Annotated in this window: 8 protein-coding genes (1 of these 8 running past the window's edge); 3 read left to right on the forward strand and 5 right to left on the reverse strand. The window is 65.9% G+C overall.

The window, feature by feature from the left end; genetic code table 11:
- Positions 1-2 precede the first annotated feature (2 nt).
- Positions 3-1,022 (reverse strand): polyprenyl synthetase family protein, encoded by a 1,020-nt coding sequence (locus KTC28_RS17945; protein WP_216709126.1) that lies wholly within the window; start codon positions 1,020-1,022, stop codon positions 3-5.
- A 90-nt stretch (positions 1,023-1,112) separates the two neighbouring features.
- Here KTC28_RS17945 and KTC28_RS17950 point away from each other — a divergent pair, with 90 nt between their 5' ends.
- Positions 1,113-1,391 (forward strand): chorismate mutase, encoded by a 279-nt coding sequence (locus tag KTC28_RS17950; RefSeq protein ID WP_216709125.1) that lies wholly within the window; start codon positions 1,113-1,115, stop codon positions 1,389-1,391.
- Position 1,392: 1 nt separating this feature from the next.
- On the opposite strand, the gene KTC28_RS17955 is transcribed toward KTC28_RS17950, so the two are convergent.
- The 3 genes from KTC28_RS17955 to KTC28_RS17965 are packed head-to-tail and all read right to left on the reverse strand — an operon-like array spanning position 1,393 to position 3,735.
- Positions 1,393-2,796, reverse strand: coding sequence for a sensor histidine kinase (locus KTC28_RS17955; protein ID WP_255602143.1), 1,404 nt, complete (start codon positions 2,794-2,796; stop codon positions 1,393-1,395).
- Positions 2,786-3,451, reverse strand: a complete 666-nt coding sequence (locus KTC28_RS17960; RefSeq protein WP_216709124.1) for a response regulator transcription factor — start codon at positions 3,449-3,451, stop codon at positions 2,786-2,788. The genes KTC28_RS17955 and KTC28_RS17960 overlap by 11 nt, the downstream gene beginning before the upstream one ends.
- Positions 3,451-3,735 (reverse strand): PepSY domain-containing protein, encoded by a 285-nt coding sequence (locus KTC28_RS17965; RefSeq protein WP_216709123.1) that lies wholly within the window; start codon positions 3,733-3,735, stop codon positions 3,451-3,453. The genes KTC28_RS17960 and KTC28_RS17965 overlap by 1 nt, the downstream gene beginning before the upstream one ends.
- A gap of 111 nt (positions 3,736-3,846) precedes the next feature.
- On the opposite strand from KTC28_RS17965, the gene KTC28_RS17970 reads away from it, so the two are divergent.
- Entirely contained in the window at positions 3,847-5,634 is a 1,788-nt protein-coding gene (locus tag KTC28_RS17970) for an ABC-F family ATP-binding cassette domain-containing protein (protein ID WP_216709122.1), read from the forward strand.
- Between the two features lie 174 nt (positions 5,635-5,808).
- Positions 5,809-6,264: a hypothetical protein gene (locus tag KTC28_RS17975; protein WP_216709121.1), complete on the forward strand. Its 456-nt coding sequence runs from the start codon at positions 5,809-5,811 to the stop codon at positions 6,262-6,264.
- A gap of 64 nt (positions 6,265-6,328) precedes the next feature.
- On the opposite strand, the gene KTC28_RS17980 is transcribed toward KTC28_RS17975, so the two are convergent.
- Positions 6,329-6,718 carry the 3' portion of a hypothetical protein gene (locus KTC28_RS17980; protein ID WP_216709120.1) on the reverse strand. 630 nt of this gene lie beyond the right edge of the window, so 390 of the gene's 1,020 nt are visible here — the last part of the coding sequence; its start codon lies off the right edge, out of view; the stop codon is at positions 6,329-6,331.

Raw genomic sequence — 6,718 nt, forward strand, 5'->3', positions numbered from 1 at the left:
GATTAATACGCGCGCGAGATTGCGAACTCGACCGCCTCGAGCAGCGCCGCCTTTGCCGGATTCGCCGGGAAGCCGGCAAGCGCATCGGCCGCCCGCGTGCCATAGTGCCGTGCGCGCGCCAGCGTATCAGCAATCGCCCCGCTCGACGCGAGCAGCTGCCGCGCGTGGACAAGTTCCTCGTCCCCCGCGGCACGGCCAAGCATCGCGTCACGCCAGAACTTGCGCTCAGCGTCGTTCCCGCGGGAGAACGCGAGGATGACCGGCAGCGTTACCTTGCCGTCGCGGAAGTCGTCACCGGCGTCCTTGCCCATCGTCGCCGCGTCGGACACATAATCGATCGCGTCATCGACCAGCTGGAAAGCGATGCCGAGGTTGCGCCCATATGCCTCAAGCGCGGCTTCGACGGCAGGCGGGCGCTCGGCGACGACGGCGGCGATCTGGCACGCAGCGGCGAACAGCACTGCGGTCTTGGCGGTGATGATCTCGAGGTAGCGATCCTCGCTCGTGTCGACGTTGCGCTGCGCGGTGAGCTGCGCGACCTCGCCCTCAGCGATCACCGCCGACGCGCCGCTGAGGATCCGCAGCACACGGAGCGAGCCGTCCTCGACCATGAGTTCGAACGAGCGGCTGAACAGGAAGTCGCCGACGAGAACGCTCGCCGGGTTGCCCCAGATCGTGTTTGCGGTCGACTTGCCGCGCCGTAAATCCGATCCGTCGACGACGTCATCGTGGAGCAGGGTCGCGGTGTGAATGAATTCGACCGACGCCGCGAGCCGGTGGTGGCGCTGTCCACCGTAGTCGAGCAAGCGCGCGCAGGCGAGCGTCAGCATCGGCCGCAGCCGCTTGCCGCCGCCTGCAATGAGATGTCCGGCCAGTTCGGGGATCAGCGCGACCGGCGACTGCATCCGGTCGAGAATCACGCGGTTGACCTCACCGAGATCGCCGCCACAAAGTTCGAGCATCGGCGTCAACGACGGACCAGCGTCATGGCGCGGGCGTAAGGGCAGGATAGTCGCCGACATTCAGGCAGCTATACGGCGCTGCAGCATCGTGACAAGCCCGCCCTTGCCCGGGCGGCGATCCGCCGCGATGGTGGGGACCGGGAGAGACCAATGACCGACGACACGCTGCAGGGCTACCGCGAGAGCATCGACAATATCGATGCGGCGCTGGTGTTCATGCTCGCCGAACGCTTCAAGGTTACGCAGAAGGTGGGGGCGTACAAGGCGACGGCGGGGCTCGCCGCCGCCGACCCGGCACGCGAGGCGGCACAGATCGCACGCCTCCGCTCGCTTGCCGCGGACGCGCGGCTCGATCCCGAGTTCAGCGAGAAATTCCTCCGCTTCATCATCGATGAGGTCATCCGCCACCACGTCGCGGCGACGCGCTAGGTCAGCCCGCCGCTGGCAAAGTGAGCGTCACCGCCACGCCGCCGAGATCTTCGCTCGCGCCGAGCACCACCGTCCCGCCATAAATCTCGGCGACATCGCGGACGATGGCGAGGCCAAGGCCGGTCCCGGGCTTGCCGGTGTCGAGTCGCGCGCCGCGTTCGAATAGCGCCTCGCGGTCGGCCTCAGCGATGCCGGGACCATCGTCCTCGATCGTCACGACGATCTTGCCCGGCTCGGCAGATGCGGTCACGAAAACCCGGCCGCCGCCATAGATCGCTGCATTGTCGAGCAGGTTGCCGAGCATTTCTTCCAAATCCTGACGCTCGCCGCAGAAAACGAGATCGCGGCGTCCGGCGAGGTCGATCACGACCCCCCGCGCGGCATGGATCCGCGTCAGCGTCCGGACAAGCGCCTCGAGCGACGGCCATAGTTCAGCGCGCGACGCGCTTGCGGTCCGGCGGCCAGCCGCGCGCGCACGGGCGAGCTGATGATCGACATGCCGCTGCATGATCGCGGTCTGGCTCGCGACAAGCTGCGCCAGGTCGTGCGCGTTCTCGCGCGCTGCGCCAAGGAGGACGCTCATCGGAGTTTTAAGCGCGTGCGCGAGATTGCCGGCGTGAAGCTTGGCCGCGTCGGCCTGCTTGGCATTGTCGTCGAGCAGGTCGTTGATTTCGGTGACCAATGGCCGGATCTCAGGCGGGAAGGCATCGGGAACCCGCGTCGCGCTTCCCGACCTGATCGCCGCGATCGCCCGGCTGACTTTCCGCAGCGGCCACAAACCGTAGGTCGACTGAAGCGCGGCGAGGATCAGCAGCCCGAGCCCGAGAAGCGACAGCGACCACCATAAGGTATCGCGCAACGCAGCAACCTGAAGATCGAGATCACGGCTGACCTGCGCGACCTGGAAGTGGAAGACCGTCTTTGCGCCCGGCAGCAGCGCATCGCGCTCGACCACACGGAGCGGCTCGTCCTTGAAACCTTCGCTGTTGTAGAAGCATCCGGCGCTGCAATCGTCGTGCGCCTTCCACGGCAGTGCCCGGTCCCACAGCGACCGCGAACGAAACGGCTCCTCGCCCGCAACCGAAACCTGCCAGTACAGGCCCGAATAAGGTTCGAGAAAACGCTGGTCGGACAGAGCGCGGCTCGACCGCGCCTCACCGCCCGGGCCGATCTCGGCGGTCGCGATCAACGCCGTCGCGGCGTAGTTTAGCTGCTCGTCGAAGTTGCGACGGATCGCCCCCGACAGGACCTCGTCGAGCGCGAACCCGCCGATCACAAGCAGCGGGATGATCCACGCCGCCGCGAGCCCGATCATCCGATAGGTCAGCGAACCGCGGGCGAAGACCCCGCTACGCGGGCGCGGCTCGCGCGATCTTTCGCGGCGGCTCTGCCGATCAGCCGGCACTATCTTCGAGACTGTATCCGAGGCCACGCGTCGTCGAAATCAGGTCGGCACCGAGCTTTTTTCGGATGCGAGTGATGAACACCTCGATCGTGTTCGAATCGCGGTCGAAATCCTGATCGTAGATATGTTCGATCAACTCGGTGCGGCTGACCATCTTGCCCTTGTTGTGCATGAGGTAGCTGAGCAGCTTGAATTCCTGGGCGGTCAGCTTGACCGGCTCGCCGTCGAGCGTGACGCGGCCCGATCGGGTGTCGAGGCGGACACCACCGGCGGTCAGTTCGGACGAGGCGTTGCCGCTGGCGCGCCGGATCAGCGCGCGCAGCCGGGCAATCAGTTCCTCGGTCTGGAATGGCTTGGCGAGATAGTCGTCGGCGCCGGCGTCGAGTCCGGCGACCTTGTCCGACCAGCTGTCGCGCGCGGTCAGGACGAGCACCGGCGTGACCTTCCCCTCTTTGCGCCAGCGGTCGAGGACGGTCAGGCCGTCGACCTCGGGCAGGCCGAGATCGAGGATCACCGCGTCGTAATTCTCGGTCGCGCCGAGATAATGCCCGTCCTCGCCATCGGACGCGCTATCGACCGCGTATCCGGCACCTTCGAGTGCGTTGCGCAACTGCTTCGCCAGCGTCGGCTCGTCTTCGACGATCAGAACCCGCATCAGAACGTCCTTCCCAGAATTCGCCCGGTCCGCGCATCGACATCGACGTTCTTGACCACCCCGCCGGTCATGTAGCGCAAGCGATACATGACATGTTCCGCATCGAACTCGCTGCCGATGAATTTACCGCCGACGCGCGGGCTGACCTGCGCGAGAATCGTGCCGAGCTCGAGGATCTGTCCCTCCTTCGCCATCTTATAGGCGCTGTCCTGCTCGCGCTGCGCCACCGCTGGTCCGGCGGCGGCAAAGCTCAACGCGAGCGCGAGAAAGAGCGGTCGGAACATGATACGCCTCGTTAATATTACGATGCGGCGTAGGGCGAAAGCACTGAATAGAGAGTGAATGTTACGTGTCCGGGGATGACGCACCGCAACATCCGGGCTACATGCGCGGACATGGCAGCTCCAGTCGTCGCGCTTGAAAACATCGGTCTCGTCCAGGGGCCCGGCTGGCTGCTGCGAGGTCTCGACCTTGCGGTCGGGGAGCGCGACCGGCTTGCGCTCGTCGGGCGCAACGGCGCGGGCAAGACGACCCTGCTCAAGATTCTCGCCGGGCGGACCGAGCTCGACGAGGGCCGTCGGACGATCCGCCCCGGCGCACGCGTCATCTTGCTCGAGCAGGACCCGCCGGTCGCCGCCCATGCGACGCTGCGCGACTTCGTCTTTCACGGCAACGACGCTCCCGAAACCTATGTCGCCGAGGGCATCGCCGACCAGCTCGGCATCGACCTCGACCGCCCCGGCGCGACCGCCAGCGGCGGCGAGAAGCGCCGTGCCGCAATCGCCCGCGCACTGGCACAGGACCCCGAAGTACTGCTGCTCGACGAGCCGACCAATCACCTCGATATCGCCGCGATCGAATGGCTCGAGACCTACCTCCAGCGCTTCCGCGGCGCCTTCGTCGCGATCAGCCATGACCGTATGTTCCTATCGCGGCTGACGAAATCGTCGCTGTGGCTCGACCGCGGAACGATCCGTCGGGCGGAGATCGGCTTCGGCGGCTTCGAAGCGTGGACGGAGACCGTCGCCGCCGAGGAAGCCAAGACCGCCGACAAGCTCGACAACCAGCTCCGTGCCGAACTCCACTGGCTCCAGCGCGGCGTCACCGCACGCCGCAAGCGCAACCAGGGGCGGCTGTCGAAGCTCGGCGAGATGCGCGAATTGCGCAAGTCGATGACCGGCCCGGTCAGCGTCGCCAAGCTGGCGATGGTCACCGACGACGCCAAGACCAAGGTTGTGATCGATGCCGAGCACGTCACCAAGACTTTCGGCGAGCGGACGATCATCAACGACCTGTCGCTTCGGGTCCAACGCGGCGACCGGATCGGCGTGATCGGACCGAATGGAACCGGCAAGACCACCCTCCTCCGCCTGCTGACCGGCGAGATCGCCCCCGACAGCGGGCGCATCCGCCGCGCCAAGTCGATCGAGGCGATCCTGATCGACCAGAAGCGCGCGCGACTGGTTCCGGGCCAGACCGTCCGCCAGATCATCGCCGACGGCGGCGACTGGGTGGATGTCGGCGGCGTTCGCAAGCATGTCGCGGGCTATCTCAAGGACTTCCTGTTCGACCCCGGCGTCCTCGACGCGAAGATCGAGACCTTCTCCGGCGGCGAGCAATCGCGGCTGCTGCTCGCGCGCGAGTTCGCCCGCGTATCGAACCTGCTGATCCTCGACGAGCCGACCAACGACCTCGACCTCGAAACTCTCGACCTGTTGCAGGAGGTCATCGCCGACTATGCCGGGACCGTCCTGATCGTCAGCCACGATCGTGACTTCCTCGACCGGACCGTGACCGCGGTCGTCGTGCTCGACGGGTCGGGCAAGGCCGATGTCGTTGCCGGCGGCTATTCCGACTGGGAGGCGAAGCGCGACGGCGTCGCCCTCCTCGCGCGATCACCCGCCGCGCAGGCGAAGGCCGCGGCGGCGAGCGGCCCGCGCAAATCGGTCAAATTGACGTACATCGAACAGCGCGAACTCGACGGGCTCCCGGCTGAGATCGAGACGATGACCAAGGCGATCGCTGCGGCCGAAGTCGCGCTCGCCGACCCGGCGCTTTATGCTCGCGATCCGAAGAAGTTCGACCGCATTAATACCGAGGCCGATGCCACGCGCAAGAAACAGGCGGCCGCCGAAGAGCGCTGGCTCGAACTCAGCGCCAAGGTCGAGGCGCTCGCCGGTTAGCCGCCGACTGGCTCTCGACCGTCCGGATAACGCCCTTCTGACGTTCGATCGTCGCCAAGCAGCAGGCGGTCCTCCCATCGCAGTGGGCTTTTTCTTCACCGGCTCGCGCGATAATATTCGTATGACCCGGGCTGTGTCGGGAAATCGCCGCCACCAGCGTCGGAGGGAATGTCTATGAGCGAAGCTGTCGAGGCCTTGCGTGCGCTCTCCGTGGCGCAGGGAAACATGGTCGATAACACCGCCCATGAGGCCGAGCCGAGAACGTATGCGATGCTGCAGCCGATGTCCGACGATGTGCGGACTGCCGGTGAGCAAGCCACATTATTGTCCTATGCGCAGACAATGGGCGAGGAGCATCCCCGGGAGGGTTTCATCGACGAAGCCGACGAGACGCTGATCATGTTTCCGTTTCCACCCGGCGTGGTCGAGGCCGCGCGGCGTGAAGCGCGGCGCGGGACATCATGGCAGACCGGGCTCGCGATAATCTGCGTTGCGGTGGGAGTGGGCGAGCTGCTTCGCGCCCTGACCCATCCTCCGATTAGCGTGACTCACTGTTCGGTCGGGTTGCTCTTTCTCATTGCGGCGGCACATTTATTCCGTCGCGGTAGAAGGCGTGACGCGCAGGCTTAATCCGGCATCGTGTGGCTTGCCACGCGAGAGTGGGGTCGCTTCGCAGTGGCTGTTCAAAAGAACTTCAACTGGTGCCTTCGCGAAACCGTCGCAAGCGGGTGAACCTCAAACCAAATAGGCCGCCGAAGACGAGTGCGACGATGCCCGCCAAGACGAACGGGAAATTGTCGAACGGGTCGGGGTCGGGTGTGCGACCGTGTAGTTGCTGACGCGTCAGGACGATCACCCGAGGCGCCAGCACAAACCCGGCGCGGCGCAGTTGATCGGCTTCCCACGTGCCGAGGACGGCAGGCACGCCCTCTCGCGCGCCGGGCGCATTGACCATGTTCCACACGGCCATGGCATCGTACTGCGGGCTTGTCTGGTCGCGTTCAACCAGCGCGACTGGCGCAGTCGCCGGCTGTCCGAGCGGCCGCAGCGGGTAATAGACATCGTGATGCGCGTCTTGGCGCAC

The organism is Polymorphobacter megasporae, assembly GCF_018982885.2.
Lineage (GTDB): Bacteria > Pseudomonadota > Alphaproteobacteria > Sphingomonadales > Sphingomonadaceae > Polymorphobacter_B > Polymorphobacter_B megasporae.